The 21,897-nt window shown below is 69.7% G+C and carries 17 protein-coding genes; 6 read left to right on the top strand and 11 right to left on the bottom strand.

Annotated elements, in window-relative coordinates; all coding sequences use genetic code 11:
• Positions 1–14 precede the first annotated feature (14 nt).
• Positions 15–494, top strand: a complete 480-nt coding sequence (locus Q4I23_RS05550; protein WP_498525543.1) for a flagellar biosynthesis regulator FlaF — start codon at positions 15–17, stop codon at positions 492–494.
• A 105-nt stretch (positions 495–599) separates the two neighbouring features.
• Here the strand turns inward: Q4I23_RS05550 and Q4I23_RS05545 are convergent, their stop codons facing one another.
• The 3 genes from Q4I23_RS05545 to Q4I23_RS05535 all read right to left on the bottom strand — a co-directional run bounded on the left by Q4I23_RS05545 (position 600) and on the right by Q4I23_RS05535 (position 7,578).
• Positions 600–2,666 carry a flagellin N-terminal helical domain-containing protein gene (locus Q4I23_RS05545; RefSeq protein ID WP_498525542.1) on the bottom strand — a complete coding sequence of 689 codons (2,067 nt, stop codon included), beginning with the start codon at positions 2,664–2,666 and terminating at the stop codon, positions 600–602.
• Positions 2,663–4,069, bottom strand: coding sequence for a flagellar hook-associated protein FlgK (flgK, locus tag Q4I23_RS05540; RefSeq protein WP_498525541.1), 1,407 nt, complete (start codon positions 4,067–4,069; stop codon positions 2,663–2,665). The genes Q4I23_RS05545 and flgK overlap by 4 nt, the downstream gene beginning before the upstream one ends.
• Before the next feature lie 92 nt (positions 4,070–4,161).
• Entirely contained in the window at positions 4,162–7,578 is a 3,417-nt protein-coding gene (locus Q4I23_RS05535) for a flagellar hook-basal body complex protein (RefSeq protein ID WP_498525540.1), read from the bottom strand.
• Between the two features lie 313 nt (positions 7,579–7,891).
• Here Q4I23_RS05535 and Q4I23_RS05530 point away from each other — a divergent pair, with 313 nt between their 5' ends.
• The gene (locus Q4I23_RS05530) at positions 7,892–8,122 is read left to right on the top strand and encodes a hypothetical protein (RefSeq protein WP_454017921.1); all 231 of its coding nucleotides are present in this window, start codon (positions 7,892–7,894) and stop codon (positions 8,120–8,122) included.
• Here the strand turns inward: Q4I23_RS05530 and Q4I23_RS05525 are convergent.
• Complete coding sequence (locus tag Q4I23_RS05525; protein WP_498525539.1) at positions 8,095–9,549, bottom strand: tetratricopeptide repeat protein; 1,455 nt, start codon at positions 9,547–9,549, stop codon at positions 8,095–8,097. The two genes, Q4I23_RS05530 and Q4I23_RS05525, sit on opposite strands and share 28 nt — an antisense overlap.
• A 66-nt stretch (positions 9,550–9,615) precedes the next feature.
• On the opposite strand from Q4I23_RS05525, the gene Q4I23_RS05520 reads away from it, so the two are divergent.
• Positions 9,616–9,948 (top strand): DUF1491 family protein, encoded by a 333-nt coding sequence (locus tag Q4I23_RS05520; protein ID WP_014197577.1) that lies wholly within the window; start codon positions 9,616–9,618, stop codon positions 9,946–9,948.
• Between the two features lie 25 nt (positions 9,949–9,973).
• Here the strand turns inward: Q4I23_RS05520 and Q4I23_RS05515 are convergent, their stop codons facing one another.
• Both Q4I23_RS05515 and Q4I23_RS05510 read right to left on the bottom strand, forming a co-directional pair.
• Positions 9,974–12,445 carry an ATP-binding protein gene (locus tag Q4I23_RS05515; RefSeq protein WP_498525538.1) on the bottom strand — a complete coding sequence of 824 codons (2,472 nt, stop codon included), beginning with the start codon at positions 12,443–12,445 and terminating at the stop codon, positions 9,974–9,976.
• A gap of 7 nt (positions 12,446–12,452) precedes the next feature.
• Positions 12,453–13,988, bottom strand: coding sequence for a bifunctional metallophosphatase/5'-nucleotidase (locus Q4I23_RS05510; protein WP_498525537.1), 1,536 nt, complete (start codon positions 13,986–13,988; stop codon positions 12,453–12,455).
• Positions 13,989–14,432: 444 nt separating this feature from the next.
• On the opposite strand from Q4I23_RS05510, the gene pdxR reads away from it, so the two are divergent.
• The gene (gene pdxR, locus Q4I23_RS05505; protein WP_498525536.1) at positions 14,433–15,878 is read left to right on the top strand and encodes a MocR-like pyridoxine biosynthesis transcription factor PdxR; all 1,446 of its coding nucleotides are present in this window, start codon (positions 14,433–14,435) and stop codon (positions 15,876–15,878) included.
• A gap of 16 nt (positions 15,879–15,894) precedes the next feature.
• On the opposite strand, the gene Q4I23_RS05500 is transcribed toward pdxR, so the two are convergent.
• Both Q4I23_RS05500 and Q4I23_RS05495 read right to left on the bottom strand, forming a co-directional pair.
• On the bottom strand, positions 15,895–16,344 hold the full coding sequence (locus tag Q4I23_RS05500; RefSeq protein WP_498525535.1) for a carboxymuconolactone decarboxylase family protein: 450 nt from the start codon (positions 16,342–16,344) through the stop codon (positions 15,895–15,897).
• 126 nt (positions 16,345–16,470) lie between these two features.
• Positions 16,471–17,070, bottom strand: coding sequence for a TetR/AcrR family transcriptional regulator (locus Q4I23_RS05495; protein WP_498525534.1), 600 nt, complete (start codon positions 17,068–17,070; stop codon positions 16,471–16,473).
• Between the two features lie 73 nt (positions 17,071–17,143).
• On the opposite strand from Q4I23_RS05495, the gene bdcA reads away from it, so the two are divergent.
• Positions 17,144–17,857 (top strand): SDR family oxidoreductase, encoded by a 714-nt coding sequence (gene bdcA, locus Q4I23_RS05490; RefSeq protein WP_498525533.1) that lies wholly within the window; start codon positions 17,144–17,146, stop codon positions 17,855–17,857.
• A 10-nt stretch (positions 17,858–17,867) separates the two neighbouring features.
• Here bdcA and bluB read toward each other — a convergent pair whose 3' ends face one another.
• Genes bluB through cobA form a run of 3 tightly spaced genes read right to left on the bottom strand, consistent with a single transcriptional unit; the run spans position 17,868 to position 20,669 of the window.
• On the bottom strand, positions 17,868–18,527 hold the full coding sequence (bluB, locus tag Q4I23_RS05485) for a 5,6-dimethylbenzimidazole synthase (RefSeq protein ID WP_498525532.1): 660 nt from the start codon (positions 18,525–18,527) through the stop codon (positions 17,868–17,870).
• The gene (locus tag Q4I23_RS05480) at positions 18,524–19,870 is read right to left on the bottom strand and encodes a cobyrinic acid a,c-diamide synthase CobB (protein ID WP_498525531.1); all 1,347 of its coding nucleotides are present in this window, start codon (positions 19,868–19,870) and stop codon (positions 18,524–18,526) included. Before Q4I23_RS05480 ends, bluB begins: the two co-directional genes overlap by 4 nt.
• Complete coding sequence (cobA, locus tag Q4I23_RS05475) at positions 19,863–20,669, bottom strand: uroporphyrinogen-III C-methyltransferase (protein WP_454017569.1); 807 nt, start codon at positions 20,667–20,669, stop codon at positions 19,863–19,865. Before cobA ends, Q4I23_RS05480 begins: the two co-directional genes overlap by 8 nt.
• On the opposite strand from cobA, the gene Q4I23_RS05470 reads away from it, so the two are divergent.
• On the top strand, positions 20,668–21,819 hold the full coding sequence (locus Q4I23_RS05470; protein ID WP_498525530.1) for a cobalt-precorrin-5B (C(1))-methyltransferase: 1,152 nt from the start codon (positions 20,668–20,670) through the stop codon (positions 21,817–21,819). The genes cobA and Q4I23_RS05470 overlap by 2 nt on opposite strands.
• The last annotated feature ends 78 nt before the right edge of the window (positions 21,820–21,897 follow it).

Below are 21,897 nucleotides of genomic sequence, written 5' to 3'. Positions count from 1 at the left end.
CCCGAGGGTTTGGAATGAAGCCGACACCGACATACGCGAACAAGCCGACCTCCGACAATCCCCGCGATGTCGAGGCCTGGGCTTTGGCGGAGGCGTCGCGACGCCTGATCGATGCCGGGCGCAGCCCCGTGAACGAAGAGACGCTCCGCGGTGCCCTGCAATTGAACCAGCGACTGTGGACGATTTTCCAGGCCGCGATGACCGAGGACGATTGCGGCCACCCGCCGGAGGTGCGGACCAACATCGCCGCTCTGTCGCTGCTGGTCGACCGCGAGACCATGGCCCGGCTGATCGACCTGGACGTGTCGAAGCTGGAGACCCTCATCAGCATCAACCGTTCGGTGGCCAGCGGCCTGACCGCCCGCCCCGACACGCCCGCCCAAGGCCAGCCGGCTCCGGCTCCGGCTCCGCAGGCGGCGCGCGCGCCGATGGCTCCGCCGGTTTCCGCTCCGGACGGCCAGCCGCCGCGCCAGTCGCTGCGGATCTCGATCTGAGATCCACGCGCTTCAAATGAAAAAACCGGCGCCCCGAGGGGCGCCGTTTTTTTTAATTGGCGGCCGTACCCTCCCCTCGTCGCAGGGGAGGGAGCCATCACCGCCTCAGGCGATGTAGTTCAGCAATGACAGCTTCTGGCGCTGACCGGCGACCGTGTAGGCGGCCTCCAGGGCGTTCATGGAGGTGCGCAGGCGGGCCGCCACCTCGGTCTCATCGATGCCTTCGATGCCGGCGATGCGCTCGACCACCGTGGCCGACGCGGTGGTGTGGGCGGTCTTCTTCTCCTCCAGCGTCGCGAGGTCGGACGCCACCTTGGAGTGGACCGACCGCACCTCGTCCTTGGCCTGGGCCATCAGTTCCCGGGACTTGGTGATGTACTCCTCGTACTTGCCGGGGTTGGACGCGGCGACGTGGGCCATGCGGAAGGCGGCGACCAGCTTCTGGAAGGCGCGGTCGTCGCTGGTGACGCCGTAGGTCAGAGTCTGGCCGTCGTCGATGGTGACCGCCGCCTTGTCCCACGCCTTGCTGTTCTTCCGGTTCGACATGTATTCCGAATCGTAGAAGGGCAGGTCCGGCGGGTCCACATAGGGCAGGTCGGTCAGGGCGTCGGCCTGCGACGGCAGGGTGGCGACCGAGATGGTGTTGTCGATCTGGCCATTGACCGCCCTCACCGAGGTGGTGAACTGCTGCACGCGCGACGGATGATTGGGGTCCATCGTGGTGTTGCTGGTCAACTGGACGGTCGATCCGTTGCCGGCGGCGTCGATGGTCACCGGCGGCACCGGGCTGGTCTTCCCGAACTCGGCGCGCAGCATGTCGGCCACCTTCGACACGTCGGTGACGCCGTTGTTGTAGTCCTTCTCCGTGACCGTGTAACGGACCGTGTATTGCTGATAGGGCGGCAGGTCCTCGGGCTCGTCCGGATGTTCCGAGTAGTATTTCCGGTTGAAGGGATCGTCCGGGTCGCCGACGGTGACGTTGATCTCGTAGGTGTCGCCGATGTCCACGCCATCGCCGGTCAGCGCGAAGCTGTCGATCTGCTTCAGCCCGGTGCCGGCGGGCGCCGGCAGGGTGGCCGCCTGGGTGGTGGTCGGCGCCGTCATCGAATTGTCGACGCTCATCGAGTTCTGGACGCGCGCCTTCACGTCGAACTTCTGGCTCGGGTCCTCGCTGATCAGCGAGATGACGCCGTTGGCGGCGGCAGCGATGATCGGCAGCTTCGGGTTGGCCGACTGGATCAGGCTGTTGAGCGTGCTGGCCACGAAGGTGACGGTCTTCGGATCGCCCGGCTGGACCTGATAGCCGAAGGGCTTGCCGTCGATCGACACCTCGAAGTAATCGTCGGCGTTGACCATCGACCCGTTCAGCGTCACGCGGGTGGACTGCGGCTGGGCCAGCAGGTCGCCGACCGGCTCCGTGCCGTAGCGCGAGCCGGCGAACAGGTAGCGGTCGCCGAACTGCTCGTTCAGAAGCTGCTGGATGTCGCGCAGCGCGCCCTCAACCCGGTCGCGCATGTCGTTGGCCTGCGGCCAGCTCACGTTGAAGGTGCTGCTCGACGCCGCGGTGAGCTGGTCGAAGCTGAGGTTCAGGACCGCGCCTTCGCCCGGGCCGCCATCAATCTTGAAGTTGTAGCCGCCACCGTCGCTGGGGGGCACGGTCTTCAGATTGATGGTGCGGGTGGTCTTGCCGCCCAGCCCGTCGGTCACCGTCACGTCGAACGAGCCGTTGACGCCATCCTTCGAGGGGATGGAGGTCACGGTGTAGCGGGCGTTCTGGGTGAAGGTGGACTTGTCGCCGTTGACCGTCAGCTTCAGCGCGTCGGGATTGCTGTTGAAGGGGGAGGTGACGGTGGCCGGCCCCGGCTGGAACGGCATCAGGTTGCTGCTCTGCCAATCCGTGGCCAGCTTCTCCAGGCTGTTCAGCACCGTGTCGGTCGCCTTGACGCGTGGCGACGCGGTGTTGATGTTCTGGACGTAGGACTCGCGCTGGGTCAGCTCGGCGCGCAGGGCGAGCAGCTTCTGCGTCTCGGCCCCGTAGGCGTTCAGGTCGGTGGATTTCTTCCCGGTGGTCAACTGCTCCGAGAGCGTGTCCACCTTGTTCTGGCCGTTGGTCAGGTTGCGAACCAGGCCAAGATACTTGGCGTAGCTGCTGACTTGAGTGACGGAGCTCATCGGACAATCGCCTCCAGCGCGTCAAACATCGTGTTGGCCACTTGCATGACCCGTGCCGACGCGGCGTAGGAGGTCTGGAGCTGCTGCAGATTCGCGATTTCCTCGTCGATGTTGACGCCGGTCGTCGCGTGGTAGCGCTCCTCCAGGATCTGGCGGGAGTCCTTGTCCAACGAGGACTTGTCCATCGCGGTCTTGGCCGCGGACATCCAGCCGCCGGTGATGTTGCTGGTGATCGAGCTGAAGGACGCGCCCTCCAGCTTCAGCCCGTCGGACTGGAAGCTGCGACCCGTCGCGCTCAGCGCCGTCACCACGTCCTTGACGGCCGCGCTCTTCAGTTTCTTCGTGTTGTTCAGCAGGTTCTCGTTCACGTGGATGGTGAAGCGGTCGTTGCCCATGAAGAACTGCGTGCCCTCCTCGCCCGGCACCGTCTTCGCCTGGTCGTAGGCGTCGCGGAAGCTGGTGGGCTCGCCCGGCTTGGTCGAACCGGTGAACATCTGCGCGTAGGAGTCGAGCTGCGAGCGCAGCTTGCGGATCACCTCGGTGGTCGGGTCGGCGCTGGCGGGCTGCGGCGGGTTGGCGGTGGAGCCGTCGGCGCGCAGGTTCATCAGTGCGGCGACCTTGCCCTCCTTCAGGTGCTGGTTGACGTTGGTGACTTGATTGCCCACCGTCAGGTTGATATTGCCGCCCTCATAGGAAAGATTTGCCGCCTGGCTGTCGACCAGGGCCAGCCCCGTCGGGGTGAAGACGGCGATGCGGCCGTCCGGGCGGTTCATCGTGCGCACGCCGACATAGGTGCTCAGCTCGCGGATCAGCCCGTCGCGCTTGTCGGCCACCTCGTTGCCGGCCGAGCCGTAGCCCTGAAGCGACACGATGTTGTTGTTGATGCTTTCGATTTCCTTCAGCAGCCGGTTCACCTCGCCGACCGACTGGCCGAGGTCGCCCTGGATCTCGCGGTCCATGTCCTCCACGCCCTGGGACACGCGATTGATCTCGCGCGCGAAGGTGTCGGCCGCCTGGATGAGCTGGTACTGCGCGACTTCGCTTTCCGGGGAGGTCTCCACCGCCTTCCAGGCGGTCTGGAAGGCCTCGGCGTACTGGTTCAACTGCGGCTTGCCGCTGGTCGTGCGCAGCAGGTCGCCCAGCTGCTGCATGTAGGACGATTTGGTGGACGAGGAGCCCTCGCGCGCGGTCAGGTCCTGCACCTGGCTGAGCAGGGCGGAATCGACCTCGCGGCGGTATTGGGAGGTGAGGACGAACCCGTTGGAATCCAGCACGTTCGACACGGTGTGCCGGGTGCGGGTGGGATCGTCGGCGCGGGCGACGTTGTCCGAGACCAGCTTCACCTGGGCCTGGACCGCACGGAGGCTGGCCGTCGCGCTGCCGAGGGCGCCGAAGAGGGACATGGCCGTTGGACCTTTCGTCTACGGGGAAAGCGGTCTTCTGTTGGCCGGGCGGGCCGCGGGTCACGCGGCCGCCCGCCGGATCGGGACCGCGCCTAGCGCTTCAGCCCGAGGACTTCCTGAAGCATCTCGTCGGAGGTCGTGACGATCTTGGTGTTGGCGGAGTAGGTGCGCTGGGTGACGATCAGCTTGGTGAACTCGTCCGCGATGTCCACGTTGGAGGATTCCACGCTGTTCGCGACCACCGCCCCGGCGCCGTTGGTGTCGGGGTCGTTGAAGTTCGGCCGGCCGCCTTCGTCCGTCTCGATGTAGACGCCGCCCGCCTCGCGCTGCAGCGCGTTGGGGCTGTTGAAGGTGACCACCGGGATGCGCCCGATGGTGCGGCTGCGGCCGTTGTCGTAATTCACGATCACGTCGCCGTTGTCGCCGTAGACCACCTCCTTGTACTGCCCGCGCGAGGCGCCGTCCTGCACCAGCTCGCGCACGTTGATCTCGCTGCCGGCGAACTGGGTGACGCCGCCGGACTTGCCGATCTGGCCGAGGTTCAGCGTGATCTGCTGCGGGCCGAAGCCGTAATCCACCGTGAAGGTCACGTTGGCGTCCGCCCCCAACCCCTGGTTGGCGGAGGTCACCGCCGTGCCGGTGCCGACCTTGGCCGTGCTGACGCTGGTGATGGTGCCGACGTTGCCGGGATCGGTGCCGAAGTTCAGCAGGACGTGCGCGGGGGTGGTGCCGGCCTGGGCGGCGGTTTCCAGCGTGAACTGGTCGGCGGCGGTGCCGCTCGCCGACTTGGCGACGAGCTTCAGCACGCTGCCCTCGGCGCTGGCGGTCACCGGCAGGGAGGTGTTCTTGTTCACCAGATTGGCGAGGCTGGCCGCGATGGTCTCCATCGAGGTTTCCTCGCCCGTCGTCCGGTAGGTGATCGGCGAGCCGTTGACGATGACCGTGTATTCGGCGTCCTTGTCGCCCGGCGTGCCGGTCAGGGTCACCGATTCCGACTGCCGCACCCCCGCCACGTTGGAGGTGGTGGTCGAGGCGGTCAGCGTGCCGGAGCTGCCGGTGGCGTTCTGGATGCTCGCCTTCGCCTCGAACTTGCCGGTGGTCGAGGTGTTGTGGGTGAGGGTCAGCCGGCCGCCGGTCGAGGTGGCGACGACGTTCAGGTTGGCGGCGTTGACGCGGTTGGCCAATTCCTGAAGGACGCCGTTGATGTCCTGGAAGTTGCCGTAGTTGGACTTGTCCACCTTCACCGAGATCGGCGTGCCGTCGATCGACACCGAATAGACGTCGCCGATGTCGATCTGCGTCTGCGGGTAGGAGAATTCCTGGCGCTGGCCGCGCGAGTCCGTCGGCGCGCTGATCGTCGGGCCGTTCACCTGATTGTTGGAGGCCGCGCCCGAGGTGTATTCCTGGTCGATCTTGAAGGGCGTGCCGGGGTTGCGGGCGGTGACCTGAAGCTGCGAATTCACCACCGACGCGATGACCGGCGCCTGCGGCCGGGCGGAGTTGATCTGGGCGGCCAGCGCGTTGGCGATGCCGCCGTAGGTCCCCATGGTCAGGATGTTGTCGGCGGTCACCGAGACCGCGTAGGGTACGCCGTCCACCCGCACGGTGTAGCTGTCGCCCACCCGCACGTTGTCGGTGGCGGTGACGTCCAGCTTGTTGCCGCTGACGTTCAGGGCCGTGCCGTTCGTCGTACCGGTCAGGACCAGATCACCTGCGGCGTTGACCGTGGCGCCCACGGCAAGGCCGGCGTTGTTGATCTGCGTCATCAGATCGTTGACGACGCCCTTCATGTCGCTCAGCGCGTTGATGTTGGAGTAGGAGACCGTGGTCTTGAACTCGGTGCCCAGCACGTTGACGATGTACTGGTCCGGCACTTTCAGGGTCGCCGCCGTGGGAAAGGTAACCTGGGTGATCTCGGGCAGAGCGGCGGTGGCGACCTGGATGGGGGTCATCGTGGCCGCCGTGTAGTCCACCGGGCTGGAGGTCGTGATGTTGTTCTTGCGGCTGTCCGCGTTGGTCACGCCATAGGTGGCCGTGAAGGTCTGCGTTGCGACCGTGCCGTCCAGCACGAGCTGGTTGGCCGTGCCTGCCGGGACTGTGGCCGTGCCGATCAGGGCGTTGATGCCCAGCGGCGGTACGGCGCCGTTGATCTGGCTTGCCAGATCGGCGACTACGCCGTTGATGTTGCCCAGCGCGCCGATGTTGGCCGAGGTGACGCGCGTCTTGAACTCCTTGCCCGCCACGGTGATGCGGAACTCGTCGCCCACGTCGATCGCGGCGGTGGAGAAGGTGAAGGTGCTGCGTTGGTCGCCGCTGACCGAGCCTGTCAGGTTGGTCGAGGGACCGCTGACCGTGCTGAGCTGCGGCGCTGCGTTCGAGAAGCTGCCGCTGACCTCAACTGGAGAACCGTCCAGCTTTTTCACCAGGATCTTGCGCGGGTCGCTGCTGTCGATCTCGGCGTTGTAGGGGGCCGGCACCATTCCGTTGACCGCGCTGGCCAGTGCGTTCGCCACGTCCGAGAAGTTCGGGAAGCTAGCGATGTTCGCGGCGGTCACCGCGACCGTGACGGTCGAGCCGTTGATGGTCAGGCTGTAGGTGTCGCCGACCCGGATGTTGTCCTGCGACGTGCCGTCCGGATAATAGTTGGTGCGGCCACTGACCGTGACCGACGAGGACGGGACGGAGATCGTGCCGTTGACCAGCACCTGGCTGACCTGGGCCACCGGGGTCACGCCGGACACTTGGCTGCCCGCCGCCATGGAGGCGGCGCCGCCGGTGAAGGAGCCGGCGACCGGCTGCGACGAGCTTCCCGGCGCGTCGATGCCCAGGCGCCACGCGTTGGCGGCGTCCTGGCGCCAGTTGAACTGGATGGTCCGGGCGTTGCCCTGGGTGTCGTAGACCTGGATGCTGGAGGACGGGATCGGCACGCCCGGCGTCGGGGTGGCCGGCAGGTTGGCGCCCAACGTGATGCTGTTGGTCGACTGCGGCTTGTCGGTCAGGGTGTTGACCTGGAGCGGCTGCACCACGTCCTTCTTCAACTGGCCGGTCACGTCGTCGACGATCCAGCCGTTCAGCGCGAAGCCGGCGCTGTTCACCAGATAGCGGTTCTTGTCCAGTTCGAAGTCGCCGACGCGGGTGTAATAGACGTTGTCGGCGTTCAGCGTGCCGGTCTGGGTCTGCACCGTCTCGCCCTGCTGGCCGGGGCCGGTCAGGCCGCGGCTGAGCTTGGACACGCTGAAGAAGCCCTGGCCCTGGATGGCGGCGTTGGTCGGGCTCTGCACCTGGGTCAGGTTGCCCTGGATGTTGTTCATGAAGACCGGCGCCGCCGTCACGCCGCCCGGCGCGTGCAACCGCTCGTTGGACTGGAGCACCAGTGTTTCGAACGCCGTGTTGACCCGCTTGTAGCCGACCGTCGAGGCGTTGGCGATGTTGTCAGAGATGTGACCGAGGGCCTTCGACTGCGCGCTCAGGCCGAGGACGGCGGTGGTCATCGAACCGAAGATGCTCATGGCCAGGGATCTCCAAACGGAAGGGCAAAAATCGTTGCCATTCGGGTAAGCAAGGACGATGCCAACTTCCGGCTCTTCCCTAACGCACTGATTTGTATGAACAAGCCTCCGGAGCGACCATGCCGGACCCCTTTTTGCCGCGCGCTGGGAAAAATTGGCCTAGCTGCCTGTGCGGGGGAGGGAAGAAAGCTCCCGTCCGATCGATATGACCTAAGGACAGGGCGTGGCCGGACCGGGGCTGCGGTAGAAGGGAGGAGAGCAAACGGGACACACGCCGGCGGTGAGGCCGCCGGGGGAGGGCGGCTTGGACCGTGTGGAGCAATTTCTGATACCGTTGCTGGGGGCTGCCCTTCTGGGGCACGCGCTGAGCGGCGCGCCGCTCCGCTTCGATCTTCCGGACCCGCAGTCCTTCGATGTGGCCACCTTCAACGCCACCCTGCTGGCGGCGGAGATGCCGGCGTTGCCCGTTGCAAGCCCTCTCTCGTCCACCCGTCCGGCCTGGAGCGGGGACGATCCCTACAACTGCTTCTGCGGCGCCAACTGAGCGGCGGTGAACCGCTCCAACGCCGCGGCGACGGCGCGCAGGACACTGTCCCAGTCGCCGGGGCTGGGCTGGCGGAACAGGCGCAGCGAGGGGTACCAGGGGCTGTCCGCGCGGTCGAGCAGCCAGCGCCAATCCGGCGCGTAGGGCAGCAGCAGCCACGCCGGCACGCCGAGCGCGCCCGCCAGATGGATGGTCGCCGTGTCGACCGCGATGACGAGGTCCAGATTGGCCAGGATGGCCGCGCTGTCGGCGAAGTCGCGGATGCCCGCGGTCAGGTCGGGCAGGGCGACGGGGCGGGCCGCTTTGGCATCGCCGGTCTGCAGGCTGAACAGACGGAGGCCCGGCGCGTCGAGCAGCGGGGCCAGCCGCTCGACGGGGATGGAGCGGTTGCGGTCGTTGCGGTGGTTCGGGTTGCCCGCCCAGACGAGGCCGACGCGTGGTCCGGACCCCGCCCCCGTATCAACTTCGGCGATCCGGCGGCCCCAGCGCGCCACTTCGTCCGCCTCGGCGGCGAGGTAGGCGGGAGGGGCGGGGACGCTCGCCAGATCGGTGCCGAAGGCGCGCGGCAGGCTCATCAGTGGGCAGTGCAGGTCGTGTGGCGCTGGGGCGGGGCCGCGCACCAGCACCTGGATCTCCGGTCCCAGCGAGCGCAGCAGACGGAACTGCAACGGATGCACGTCCAGGACCACCCGGCCGCCGGCGCGCGCCACCAGCGGGGCGTAGCGGGCGAACTGGATGGTGTCACCGAATCCCTGCTCGGCGTGCAGCAGGATGCGCCGACCCTCCAGCGGCTCTCCGGCCCAGGGCGGGGCGGGCAGGCGACGCGGGCGCCACTCGAATTCGTCCCATCCGGCGCGCAGGTCGCCCCGCACCAGCCGGCTGACCGCGCGCGCCAGATGCGCGTCGGCGTGGTCGGGCCGGGAGGCCAGCAGGGCGTCCAGGCAGGCGTCGGACTCCGCGAAGCGTCGCGCGTCGCGCAGCACGACGCCGCGGTTGAGCGCGGTGTCCGGATGGCCGGGGCGCAGCCGTTCGGCGCGCTCCAGCCACGCCAGCGCGGCGGGATGGTCGGCCAGGGCGTGGCGCACCGAACCCAGGTTCGTCAGGGCATCGGGCGAAGCCGGGTCGAGGACCAGGGCGCGGGCCAGCGCGGCGTCGGCCCGCTCCGCCGCGCCGAGCGCACGCAGGGCGCCGCCGAGGTTGCCCCAGGGAGCCGCCGCGTCGGGGCGGAGCCGCAACGAGCGGGCGATCAGCGCCGCAGCGGCGGCGTGGACGCCGCGCTGGGCCTCCGCCACGCCGAGCAGATGCAGGGCGTCCGGCTGCGCCGGCTCCACCGCCAGCACGACGCGGTAATCCTGCGCCGCCTCGGCGAGGCGCCCGGCCATGTGGTGGTTGACGGCGGCGTCGAGAACGTCCAGGAGTGTCGCCATGCCCGTTGTCTACACCGGGGCCTTGCCGAAGGCGAGCCCCCGGACCTTCCCGGAGCGAGGATTTCCATGGACGACCGTCTGCCGACTCACCTCTGGGTGATGGCGCATATCCGCGCCGCCGATGCCGAGGGCGTCACGATGATGGTTCTGCGCAAGGGGGACCCCAGCCGAGGCACGGTCATCCTGAAACTGAACCGGCTGGACCGGACCTTCAGCGTGCTGGTCCAGGTGCGCGACGAGGAGCGGCTGCGCTGGTCGCGCGGCACCGGTGCCGAACCGGTGGACGAGGCGACGGCGGACGCCTACATCGCCCGCCAGACCCGCTACGACCCCGACGTGTGGGTGATCGAGGTCGAGGACCGCAAGGGCCGACACTGGTTCGAGGGCGAGGTGCGCTGACCCCGATCTCCGGAGCGACGCCGGATCACACCAATTCCGCCTTTCCCACGCTTGTCCCCGCCGTCGGGGTGACGCGCGGGAAGCGCAGGGTGAAGCGGGCGCCTTCGCCGGGGATGCTCTGCACGGTGATGGTTCCGCGCAAGGTGCCGGTGACGAGGTTGTAGACGATGTGCAGCCCCAGCCCGCTGCCCCCGTTGCCGCGGCGGGTGGTGAAGAAGGGGTCGAAGATCTTCGGCAGGATGTCCGACGGGATGCCCAGCCCGTCGTCGGCCACCGTCAGCTCCACCTGATCCTGCGGCAGCAGGCGGGCGGCAATGGTCAGCCGGCCCGGATGGTGCGGCGTGAAGGCGTGAGCCAGCGCGTTGAGGACGAGGTTGGTCAAAATCTGCGACAGGGCACCGGGATAGCCGTCCAGTTCCAGCTCGTCGGGGCTGTCCACGACGATGTCCAGCCCGCCGACGTCCTTGTAGGTCGGGCGCAGGCTGCGCAACAGCTCGCCGATGTAGGTTTTCAGCTCGAACCGCCGCCGCTCGTCGCTGGACTGGTCCACCGCGACCATCTTGAAGCTCTGCACCAGATCGGCGGCGCGCGTGCTGTTGGACAGGATCAGGCGGGCCATCTCGCCGCCGTCGGCCAGGAAGCGCTGGAACTCCGACTTCTTGATGGCCCCGGCGGCGAGCTGCCGGGTCAGCTCCTCGAACTGCAGGGCAAGCTGCGAGGCGCCGGTGATGGTGATGCCGATGGGCGTGTTCACCTCGTGCGCCACCCCGGCGACGAGCTGGCCGAGCGACGCCATCTTCTCCGCCTGGATCAGGCTGGCCTGGGTCTCCTTCAACTCGCGCAGCGCCTGTTCGGCCGAATCGCGGGACCGGCGGAGCGCCGCTTCGGCCTCGACCTCGCGGGTCACGTCCACGACGATGGACTGGACGGCGGTCTCCCCCTTCCAATCGATGCGGCGGCTGGTCAGCTCGATCCAGCGCTCCGACCCGTCGAGCCGGCGGGCGCGCAGCCGCCGCCGCTCGCTGGGCAGGCCGGTGGCGACGATGTGCCGGTAGTTGTCCTCGACCAGCGGCCGGCTGTCCTCCGCGATGAAGTCGAGCACCGACCGCACCCGCAACGCCCGGTCCAGGCTGCTCCCCAGCATCTGCAGGAACGCCTCGTTGGCGTAGAGCGGACGGAAATCGCGGTGGATGATGATGCCCTGGATGGAGCCTTCGACGAGGTCGCGGAACCGCCGCTCGTTGTCGGCCAGATCCATCTGGCGCCGGTCGATCTCGTCGATGAAGTAGCGGATGGAGGCGGCGATGTCGGTGATCTCGTCGTTGCCCTCCACCGGCACCGTCGCGTCGCTGCCGGACAGCCGGGCCAGCACCGCGCCGTTCAGCGCGACCAGCCGCGAGGTCAGGAAGCGCCGGAAGAAGAGATGGACGAGGATGGCCAGCAGGATGGAGGCGCCGCCCAGCACCATCACCATGCGCGAGCGCTCCTGGATCATCGCCGCCAGATCGCCGGTGCGGTCGGTGGATTGGTCGTGGATGGCGTCGAACAGGGCCAGCGTGAAGCGGTCCACCGTCTCCACTAGGACGCGCGACTGGCCGGACAGCGCCTGGGCGCGGTTGCGCGCCTGGAGCCGTTCGGCGGAGCTGTCGAACAGTCCCTCCGGCGCCACCAGGATCGCGGCGAGGTCGGCCCGGATGCGCTCCATGGCGGAGCCCTCCGGCTCGGGCGTGGCGGCCGCCAGGCGGCCCAGCTCGGCCAGCGTGTGCTCCGCGTTGCGGCGCTCCACCCGCAGCCGGTTGAGGTGGTCCGTCTGCATCGCCCCGGCGGCCCGGGCCATCAGCGCGCCCGCCCGAACCGCCCAGGCCCCCAGCGTTCCGCCCCCGCCGGGCGCCGCCGTGGCCGGTCCGGTTCCAGGTTCAGCGCCCGGCAATCGCTCCAGCGCGTCGGCGAGCTGGGCCAGGGCGCGGATCGCCTCCGCTTGGCGGGCACCGGCCTCGATCTGCCGTCCGACCTCGGCGTTCAGGTCGGCCACCGTCGCCGCCAGGATCAGCAGGGTGGACTGGGCCTGTTCCAGAAGCCGCAACTCGTCGCTTTCGCCGTCGCCGCCCGGCTCGCCTTGCTGGTGGAGGTCCCGCATGCGCTCCACCAGCTTCCTCAGGAACTCCAGTTCGCTGATGAGTTCGTCGTAGATGGCCCGGCGCTGCGGGGTGGTGGCCGCGCCGGCCAGGACGGGCAGGCGGGCGACCAGCTTCTGGAGCGAGCCGCGCAGCTCCGCGCTGGTGATGACCTTCGGCAGGGTGGTGGTGGACAGCACCGACACCTCCCCCCGGAACTGCTGGAAGGAGGACAGCGACACGACGCCGACCAGCAGGACCAGCATCGTCATGATGGTCAGGCCGATGGAGATGCGCAGCACGATGCCCGCGCGCGCACCACGGCGCCGGCGCAGGGGCGCGGTGGCATCGGTGCGGTCGGCGGAGGGCGGCGTGGCGTCCATTCCGCGGCTACCGCTGAACCGTCAGGCGACCGTCGAGCCGCGGCGCGAAGCTGCCCGTGCGGGCGATCCGGCTGGCCAGGATGGTCGAGACGAAATCGGCGTCCCGGTCGTCCACCAGCCGCGGGGCGGTGGTCAGCATCGCATAGCCGTCCCCGCCGTTGGCGAGGTAGCTGCCGGTGGCCAGCCGGAAGCGGGCCGTCGGCTCCACCGGCTTGCTGCCCACCGTCAGCGCCATCACCCGCTGGCCGGGCGGGCGCGACGGGTCGACGATGACGCGGGCGTTGGACAGGTGCGGGAAACGGCCCTGCAACTGCTCGATTCCGGAGAAGCCGAACTCCAGCGCGTCGCGCAACTGCTGCCCGGTGACCTCGATCAGCACGGCGGTGTCGTGGAAGGGAAATTCGGTCTGGATGTCCCGGCGCGTCCACACCGTGCCCGCCGCATAGGCGCGGTCGCCGCGGAAGGAGCCGCCGTTGATCAGCGCCACGTCGGCCTCCATCGCCTCGCGCAGCGAATCGGCGACGGTGTTGGCGAAGGCGTTCTCGCTGGCGCGGACCGCTTCGCGCCGCGTGTCGATGGGGGCGTCCAGACGGCCTACCTGCATGCCCAGCATGCTGTCCAGCCGCGCGCGATAGGCCTTGGCCTGCGCGTCCAGCGCCGGGTCCGGCGCCACGGTGGCGGTGTCGATGGCGCGCACGCCGCTGCTCCACACCGTGCGCGTGGCGTCGCCCTTGGTCACCTTCTCGGCGGTGATGTCCAGGGCCAGCACCCAGGCGGCCTGCGGCTCGACCGTCGCGTTCAGGGTCTTGCCGTCGTATTCCACGGCGACCACCCGCCCGCGGTCCTGGTAGAGCACGATGTCGGCGGCGCCGGAGGCGATCACGTCGCGGTGGGTGCCGCCGGAATCGCCGGTCAGCGCCACCACCAGATCGGCCCCGGCGTTGCGCAGGTCCTTCGCCTTCCGGGCCAGCACCGGACCCGGCGGCAGGAAGTCGGTGCGCGGCGAGCGGGTGATCTCTCCCGTCCGCGCCGGTGCCGCGGCCAGCACCCCGACGCGCACCGGCCCGGCGTTCAGCATCGCGCGGTCCTCCAGCCCGTCCAGCGGCTTGCCGGTCTGGCGGTCCACCGCGTTGGAGACGACCATGGGGAAGTTCGCTTCGAAGGCGCGTGTCATCAGCACATCGTCACCGTGATGGAATTCCCGGTTCAGCGCCGCCATGGCGTCGATGCCGACCCCGTTCAGCAGGTCGATGACGTGCGCCCCCTGGTCGTAGAAGGACAGGACGGAAGGGGCGAGCGCCTGCCCGCCATGCAGGACCAGCACGGTGGCGCCTGCCGCCCGTTCCTGGTGGACCAGCGTGGCGAGCCGGGCAATGCCGCCGCGTCCCTGCACGTCCTCCAGCTCGGTCGTGCTGTGGGCGTAGAGGATGGTGAAGCGGGTGGGGTCCGCCCACGCGGGTTCGCCGGCCGAAATCCCGTTGGTCAGAATCCCGAGAAGCAGCGCGACCACCGGGCGCAGCCACACGCCCCTGCCGAATCCCATGCCGTCGTTCCCCATACAGCGCCCGCACGGCCATCGCCGCTGCGGGCCGCACCCCCGGTTCCGCGCCGGATTATGCGCGTTCGCGCGTCGGTGGTGAAGCTGTACCGAGGATGACAAATCGCCCCGTTCCACGACGGGACAGCACACTGACACCATAGGGGAAAGCGGAAAGGCCAAAAAAAACCATACTATTCACAGGGAATTATTGGCCTATGCGGATGCTGCACCGCACCCATTCCGGATTGGTAATACCAGTTTGAAAGGGGTGCCCCTATTCTCCGCCAGCCCATTCTCGGGGCGTTTCCTCCCTAGACTCAAGGCCGGAGCGCTTGCTCCGGCCTTTTTTTGTCCACGACGCGCCGGACACCCGGGTGCCTGCCGGCGGGCAATTCAGGAAGCTTGCGGTGGATTGCGGATGGGCAAGCTTGCGCTATCCTGCGGCCCATGCCCGCCCTGCCGCCGCCGGAAACTCTGGATATCGCCCTCAGCCGAACCGCGAAGGTTCCGCTGTCCGCTCAAATCCACGCCGCCTTGCGCGACGCCATCCGCAATGGCCGGCTGGCCGGAGGGGCGCGGTTGCCGTCCTGGCGGGATCTGGCGGTGCAGCTCGGGGTGTCCCGTGGGACGGTGCGCGACGCCTATGAGCGGCTGATCGACGAACAGCTTGCGGTCGGTTTGGGCGCCGCGGGGACGCGGGTGGCCGAGGGGGCCATGGCGGGGCCGTCCCCCGGCGGGCCGGTCCAGGACCCGTCCTTCCCGGAGCTGTTTTCCAATTTCGAGCGGGCGCCGCTGCCCTTCCAGATGGGTGTGCCGGCGCAGGACGCCTTTCCCTTCACGCTGTGGTCCCGGATCGTCGGGCGGGCGGCGCGGGCCGCGGCGGCGACCCCGGTCAGCTATCCCGATCCGCGCGGCCATCCGGATCTGCGGCGCGAGATCGCCGCCGTGCTGGCCATCGCCCGCGGCATCCGCTGCACGCCGGAGCAAATTTGCATCACGGCGGGCTATTCCGGCGCGCTCGGCCTGGTGATTCGGGCCTTGCGGCTGGACGGCGGCACCGTCTGGATGGAGGAGCCCGGCTTTCCCCTGACCCGCCGCGCCCTTCACCTCGCCGGCATGACCGTGGTGCCCGTGCCGACGGACGCCGCCGGGATCGACGTGGATGCGGGACTCGCACGAGCGCCGACGGCGGGCTTGGCCGTGGTGACGCCCGGCCAGCAGGCGCCGCTCGGCGTGACCATGACGTTGCAGCGCCGCCTCGCCCTGCTGGAATGGGCCTCGCGAGCCGGGGCATGGATCGTCGAGGACGACTATCTCAGCGAACTGCAGTTGAAGGGACGGGCCGCTCCGGCGCTGGCCTCCCTCGACCGGGATGGGCGGGTGCTGCACGCCGGCACCTTCAGCAAGACGATCAGCCCGGCGCTGCGGCTCGGCTTCCTGATGGTGCCGCCGGGGCTGGCCGGTCTCTTCGGCGAGGCCGCCGCCTGCCTGTCCCCGGCCCCGGCGGCGGCGATGCAGCGGGCGGTGGCCGACTTCATGGCGAGCGGGCATTATTTCCGGCATCTGCGCCGGATGAAGCGGCTCTACGCCGTCCGCCAGCAGGCACTTCTGGCGGCCATGGGCGACGCCGCGGGGGCGGAGTCACCGATGGCGGTGGAGGCGTCGGGAAGCCTGTCGGTCCGGCTGGTCTTGCCACCGGGCAGCCGCGACATCGCCATCGCCGCGGCGGCGCAGGCGGACGGCCTCGCTCCGGTGCCGCTGTCGCCCTGGTACGCCGATGGCCCGGAGGCCGCTCGCCCCCGGGGCCTGCTGCTGGGCATCACCAATCTGCAGGAACGGCGCCTGTCCGACGACTGCCGCCGGTTGATCGACTTGGTGAAGCGGCACGGCTGACTCTGCAAGAACGCGCTCAACGGGCGGCGGCGGGAACCGTGCGGAAGCTGATGGCGAGGCGGTTGTAGAGGTTCATCAGGCCGATGGCGATCGTCAGGTCGGCCACCTCCTTCTCGGAGAACTGGGCCGACACCGCCTGGAACTCCGCATCCGGGACGGCGGTGTCGGCCACCCGCGTCACCGTCTCCGCCCAGCGCAGCGCGGCGCGCTCGCGGTCGGTGAACAGCGTTTCGGCCTCATGCCAGACCGGCACCAGCACCAGCTTGTCCATGGTGACGCCGTTCTTCAGCAGATCGCGGCTGTGCAGGTCGATGCAATAGGCGCAGCCGTTGATTTGCGACACACGCAGGTACACGAGATCGATCAGCGTGACCGGAAGCCCGCACTGGGCGATGTAGCCATGCGCGCCGGCGAGGGCCTTCATGCCGGCAGGGGCGGTTGCGTGGTAGTCGAGACGCGGGGACATGGCGGTTGGTCCTCAGTGGGGATGCGGGAGGTTCCCGGCTGCCGCTGATCCTGCACCGCCCGCCGGTCAGTCGTAAGGACCAAGACGTGACGGAAATCCTGTACCATCCTCCGCAGGGAGGACCCGTCAGGCGCCCGACAGCTCCCGGCGGAAGGCGCGGTCCATCATGGCGGCCACCCGCTCCAGCCTTTCCCGGTCCGCGCCGTCGCGGGCGGCGGCCGACATCCCCATCATCGCGACCACCACCAGATCGGCCAGCGCGTCGGCGCGGTCCGGCGCTTCGGTGGCGATGAAGTCGCGGACTGCGGCGCGGCCTTCCCGCTTGGCCGCGTCGGCCAGGGCCTGAGCCTCCGGGTCGGCGCTGTTGCGCGCCCCGTCGAGCACGAGGCACCCCGCCGTCCCACCCTGGCCGGGATACAGCTGCGCGGCGAGCGCCAGCGTCCGCCCGATCACCGTCGCCACGTCGCCACCCGCCGCCAGAGCCCGCGCAAAGATGTTCGCCTCGCCCGCCGCGTAGCGCCGCAGCGCCCGCTCGAACAGCCCGGCCTTGCTGCCGAAGGCGGCGTAGAAGCTCGGCGGCTTGATGCCCAGCTCGGCGCCCAACTCGGCCACACCGACCGCGTCGTAACCGCGGGCGTGGAACAGCCGCATCGCCGTTTCCACCGCCTCGTCCACGTCGAAGGAACGCCGCCGTCCGCGCGGCTCCGATTTTTTTGTAGCGACCACTATAAAAAATCCTTGCGCGATGCCCTTTGGTGATTTTATATAGCGGTCACTACATTAATTCAAGGAACCGATCATGAGCGACTTCGCGGGCAAGAACATCCTGGTGCTGGGCGGCAGCCGGGGCATCGGCAAGGCCATCGTCCAGCGTTTCGCGGCGGGCGGCGGGCAGGTCGCCTTCACCTACGCCGGCTCGGCGGACGCCGCCGCGGCGCTGGCCACCGAGACCGGGTCCGAGGCGATCCGCACCGACAGCGCCGACCGCGACGCGGTGATCGCCACGGTGGCCGGGCGGGGCGCGCTGGACGTGCTGGTCGTCAACGCCGGGGTCGCCATGATCGGCGATCCGCTGACCTTCGACCCCGACGAGGTGGACCGCATGATCGACATCAACGTGCGCGGCCCCTACCACGCCGCGGTCGAGGCGGCGCGCCACATGACCGGGCCGGGGCGCATCATCGTCATCGGGTCGGTGAACGGCGACCGCATGCCCTTCGCGGGTGGTGCCGCCTACGCGCTCACCAAGGCGGCGGTCCAAGGCATGGTGCGCGGTCTGGCGCGCGACTTCGGGGACCGCGGGATCACCGTCAACGCCATCCAGCCGGGGCCGACCCACAGCGACATGAATCCGGCCGACGGCCCGATGGCCGCCGCCATGCACGGCTTCATGGCGATCAAGCGCCACGCCCACGCCAGCGAGGTCGCCGAACTGACCGCTTTCGTCGCCGGCCCGCACGGCGCCATGATCACCGGCTCGTTCCAGACCATCGACGGCGGCTTCGGGGCCTGACGGCCGCCGGTCACGTCGTCCCGCCCCAGCGGTCGCGGAAGACGAGGTCCTCAAGGGGAAGCCGGCTGCGCCAGCCGGCTTTCTCCAGTTCCGGCGTATCGTGGAAATGGGAGACGTAGCCGAGGCAGAGATAGGCCACCGGGACGATCCGCTCCGGGATGCCCAGCGCCTCGCGCAGCTTGTCCTCGTGCAGGATGCTGACCCAGCCGACGCCCAGCCCTTCCGCCCGCGCGGCCAGCCAGAGATTTTGCACCGCGCAGACGCAGGAGTAGAGGTCCATGGTCGGGATGTGCGTGCGCCCCAGCACCACCGGGCCGGAGCGTTCGCGGTCGCAGGTGATGCACAGGTTGACCGGAGCCTCGCGGATGCCTTCCAGCTTCAGGCGGCTGTAGAGCGCCTTGCGCTCTCCGGTGAAGAGGGCGGCGGCCTCCTCGTTGGCCTGGGAGAAGTCGGCGTGGATCTGCGCCTTCACCGCCGGATCCTGGACGACGATGAAGTTCCACGGCTGCATGAAGCCGACCGACGGCGCGTGGTGCGCGGCGGTCAGCACGCGGGTCAGCACCTCCTCCGGCACCGGGTCGGGGGCGAACTGCCCGCGCACGTCGCGGCGCGAGAAGATCGCCTTGTAGAGCGCGTCCCGCTCCTCCGGTGCGAAGGCGTGATCGCTCATTGGTCTGCCGCGATGACGTGGAAGAACGAGGCGAAGACGCTGCCGCGCCGTCCGCCGAGCGACCCGAGGTCCGACCCGTCCGCCGCCGTGGCGGTGACCAGCGGTTCGTCGGCTCCGCGGTCGAGGATCGAGGCGTAGTGGAACTCGTGCCCGCGCAGCGAGGTGCCCGCCCGGCCCAGCGGCGTGTCGCCGAGCAGGACGGCGCGCCGGTATCCCAGATGCAGCTTGCGCTTGGCGAAGGAGGTCCGCACACCGAGCAGTCCAAGCATCGGGTGGGTGGTGCCCGCCGCGTCCTCCAGCGATTCGCCCAGCGTCATGTAGCCGCCGCACTCGCCGTAGACCGGGCGCCCGAGGGCGGCGACGCGGTGCATGCCGTCGCGGAAGCGTCCGGCGGCGGCGAGTTGTCCGGCGTGCAGTTCGGGATAGCCGCCGGGCAGATAGACGGCGTCTGCGTCGTCGGGTGGTGCCTCGTCGGCCAGCGGAGAGAAATGCGTCACCTCGGCGCCCGCTGCGCGCCAGCCCTCCAGCAGATGCGGGTAGACGAAGGTGAAGGCGGCGTCCCGCGCGATGGCGATGCGCTGGCCCAGCGGTGGCAGGGCAGGCGCATAACGTCCTTCCGGCGCGTGGGAAGGGGCCGCCAGAGCGGCCACCCGGTCGAGATCGACATGCTGCGCGATGAAGCGGCCGAGCGCCGCCAGACGCTCCTGAAGGTCTGCCGTCTCCTCCGCCTGGATCAAGCCGAGATGGCGTTCGGGCAGGATCACGTCGGGGGTGCGGGGCAGGGAGCCGAGGACGGGGATGCCCAGCGCCTCGATGGCGCCGCCGGCCAAGGCGAGGTGGCGCGGGCTGGCGATGTTGTTCAGGATCACCCCGCCGATCCGCACATCGTCGCGGTAGGTGGCGAAGCCCTTGACCAGGGCGGCGGCGGATTGCGACTGGCCCTTGGCGTTGACCACCAGGATCACCGGCCAGCCGGTGCGCGCCGCCAGTTCGGAGGTGGCGCCGGTGCCGGTCGCCCCGACGCCCGCCACCCCGTCGAACAGGCCCATCAGCGCCTCGCAGACCAGCAGGTCGGTGCCGTCCCCGGCGCGGCGGGCCAGGGAATCCAGCAGGTCCGCCCCCATCGCCCAGTTGTCGAGGTTGACGCTGGGCCGCCCGGTCGCCGCCTGATGGAAGGCCGGGTCGATGTAGTCCGGCCCCGCCTTCACCGCACCGACGCGCAGGCCGCGCGCCTTCAGCGCGACCAGCAGTCCCAGCGTGACGGTGGTCTTGCCGGTGCCCGAGGCCGGCGCCCCGACGATCAGCCCGCGCGGTGCAGCCTCAGACATGGGGGCCTCAGCCATGGGGAGCCTCCTTGGGCAGCCAGTCGAGCACGGGGCGCAGCCGCACCACTTCGCCGATCACGATGATGGCCGGCGGCTCCATCCCGCTCGCCTCCAGGTCGGCGACGCAGGCGCCGAGCGAGGTGACCAGCACGCGCTGCCGCTCGGTCGTCGCGTCGGTCACCACGCCGACCGGCGTGTCGGCGGGCCGCCCGCCCTCCATCAGCGCCGCGGCGATGCCGGGCAGGCCCTTCCAGGCCATGTAGAGGATCAGCGGCGCGCCCGTCGCGGCCAGGGCCTTCCAGTCCGGCCCGCCGGCGCAGGAATGGCCGGTCGCCAGGATCACCGCCTGGTTGGCCGTGCGGTGGGTGGCCGGGATGCCGGCGTAGGCCGGGCCGGCGAGGCCCGCCGTGATGCCGGGGATGATGCGGAAGGGGATGCCCCGCTCGGCCAGGGCCTGCGCCTCCTCCCCGCCGCGCCCGAAGACGAAGGGGTCGCCGCCCTTCAGCCGGAGCACGCGGTGACCCTCGCGCGCCAGCTCGATCAGGCGGTTGGTGATGTCGTCCTGGTGGGCGGAGGGCTTGCCGCCGCGCTTCCCGGCGAACTCCAGCCTTGCCGAGGGCGCCGCCAGCGCCATGATCCGTTCGCCGACCAGCGCGTCATGGACGATCACGTCGGCTTGCCTTAGACCTTGCAGGGCCAGCAGGGTCAGCAGGCCGGGATCGCCGGGACCGGCCCCCGCCAGCCACACGCTGCCGGGCCGGAAGTCGGCCAGTTCCAGAGGAAGAGAAAGGGAGTCGGGCGACGGCTCTGCGGTCATGGACGAGCACTCAGCGACGGAAAACGGTGTGGACGGCGGAGAGAGGAACGGCGACGGAGGCGGCGACGGCAAGGCGCTGCGGCGGGGCTGGACGACGGGCGCCTGCGCCACCGCCGCCGCGCGGGCGGCCTGCGGGGCGCTGTTCTCCGGCGACTTCCCCGATCCGGTGACGGTAACCCTGCCCGGCGGCCAGACGCCAGCCTTCGCGCTTGCCTGGACGGAGCGCGGCGACGGCTGGGCGGCGGCGGGGGTGGTGAAGGACGCCGGCGACGACCCGGACGTCACCCACGGCGCGTTGATCCGCGCCCGCGTCAGCCGCGCCGAACCGGGCCAGGGCGTCGTCTTCCGCGCAGGCGAAGGGGTGGGCACGGTGACCCGTCCCGGCCTGCCGGTCCCCGTCGGCGAGCCGGCCATCAACCCGGTGCCCCGCGCGATGATCCGCCAAGCGGTCGCGGAGGCCGCGGCGCTGGCCGGCGAGGCTCCCGACGTCGTCGTCGAAGTCTCCGTCGAGAACGGGGAGGCGCTGGCCCGCCGCACCATGAACCCGCGTCTGGGCATCCTCGGCGGCCTGTCGATCCTGGGGACGACGGGGATCGTCGTGCCCTATTCCTGCGCGGCCTGGATCGCCTCGATCCAGCGCGGCGTCGACGTGGCGCGGGCGGCGGGGCTGAGCCACGTCGCGGCCTGCACCGGCGACACCTCGGAAAAGGCGGTCGTCGCGCGCTACGGCCTGCCCGAGCACGCGCTGCTCGACATGGGGGATTTCGCGGGCGGCACGCTGAAGTACCTGCGGCGTCACCCGATCCCGCGCCTGACCCTGTGCGGCGGCTTCGCCAAGTTCGGCAAGCTGGCGCGCGGCCTGCTCGACCTGCATTCCAAGCGCGGCAGCGTCGATCTCGACTGGCTGGCCGACCGCATGGTCGAGCTGGGCGCTGCCCCCAACACCGTGGCCGAGGCCCGCGCCGCCAACACCGCCGCGCAGGTCCTGAGCATCGCCAGGGAGACCGGCCTGCCGCTGGCCGACCGCGTGGCAGCGCTGGCCCAGCGCACGGCGCTGGACACGCTCGACGGCGCCCCCGTGGCGGTCGAGGTGCTGGTCACCGACCGCCAGGGCAACATCGTCGGCGGTTCCGGCTGGAGCACCCCCTAGTTCCCTCTCCCCTCTGGGGAGAGGGTTAGGGTGAGGGCTGTCTCTTATACACATCTGACGCTGCCGACGATTATACGC

The sequence above is a fragment of the Azospirillum sp. UFLA03-27 genome (assembly GCF_059803775.1).
This window is presented reverse-complemented; position numbering and strand designations above follow the sequence as displayed.